At 43.1% G+C, this 1,204-nt stretch carries 1 protein-coding gene; it reads right to left on the reverse strand.

Annotated elements, in window-relative coordinates:
• Nucleotides 1-162: 162 nt before the first annotated feature.
• Nucleotides 163-981 carry an undecaprenyl-diphosphate phosphatase gene (locus Q7U95_RS02735; RefSeq protein ID WP_308751744.1) on the reverse strand — a complete coding sequence of 273 codons (819 nt, stop codon included), beginning with the start codon at nt 979-981 and terminating at the stop codon, nt 163-165.
• Between the last annotated feature and the right edge of the window lie 223 nt (nt 982-1,204).

A 1,204-nucleotide genomic window follows, 5' to 3' on the forward strand; every position in this document is an offset into this window, starting at 1 on the left:
CCAGAGTTTTGCCATCGGCATCAATTACGAACCAGTCGCGACGAACTTCTGCTGGTTTTGCACTTAAGGTTTTCATTCCGCGGGGTGCTCCTGAAAATATACGCATGCGGTCAAATAAAGAGGGAGAATGTTACGGATTCGAGCAAAGTATGTCAACTGCAATTAACTAAATATAAACAGCAGGATGCCACCAAGTGCTAAGCGGTAAATGACAAAAGGCCACATACCTATCCGTTCAAGTAATTTCAGAAACAAAAAGATACAAAGATATGCACTAATCGCAGAAAAAATAGCACCTGCAGTTAAAGCAAACCAATCCGTAGCTTGATCCGCTTCAATTAGTTTGATTGTTTCCAAACTACCGGCAAGAAAAATTACTGGTATTGATAATAAAAAGGAGAATCTGGCAGCGGCTTCCCGTGTCAAACCCAACATCAACGCTGCAGTCATAGTAACACCTGAGCGTGAAGTACCGGGAATTAATGCTAATGCCTGAACTACACCGATAATGAGAATATCTTTCCAGCTCATTTGTTGTTCAGTGCGATCTCGTTTGCCTTGCCAGTCTGCAAAGCCTAATAACAGGCCGAATATAATAGTAGTGGCGGCTATGACCAGCGGACTGCGTAGGAATAATTCTATGAAGTCGCCTAAAAACAATCCGGCAAGGCCAACCGGAATGGTGCCAAGAATTACGGCCCAGGCTAATTTACTTTCACCTACGGTTTGTCTTTGTTGCAGTGAGCGAAACCAGTCTGCGATAAGTTGTCTGATAGTGGCGCGAAAATAAAAAATGACCGCAGCCAATGTACCAACATGCACAGCAACGTCAAAAGCCAGTCCCTGATCTTCCCAACCGGCAATAATCGGTAGCAGTATTAAATGAGCGGAGCTTGAAATGGGCAGGAATTCAGTCAGGCCCTGTAACAGGGCAAGTGCAACAATTTGTATAATTTCCATATTTTTCTCGTTAACTGCCACTTCCGGCAAAAGGCTCACTATAAATGGGTCTTATAATAGCGGGCTTCGTGTTAAAATCTGCGATTAAATTCACTTCTCAATCAGGATTAGCTGACCCATTATGTCAACTCGTATAAGAGAAATCCCCTACAACTATACTTCTTTCTCAGATCGCGAAATCGTTATTCGATATCTGGGAGAACCGATGTGGGAAATTCTGCAACAGTTACGTGAACAACGCAAA

It is taken from the genome of Candidatus Oleimmundimicrobium sp. (assembly GCF_030651595.1).
GTDB lineage: Bacteria > Actinomycetota > Aquicultoria > UBA3085 > Oleimmundimicrobiaceae > JAUSCH01.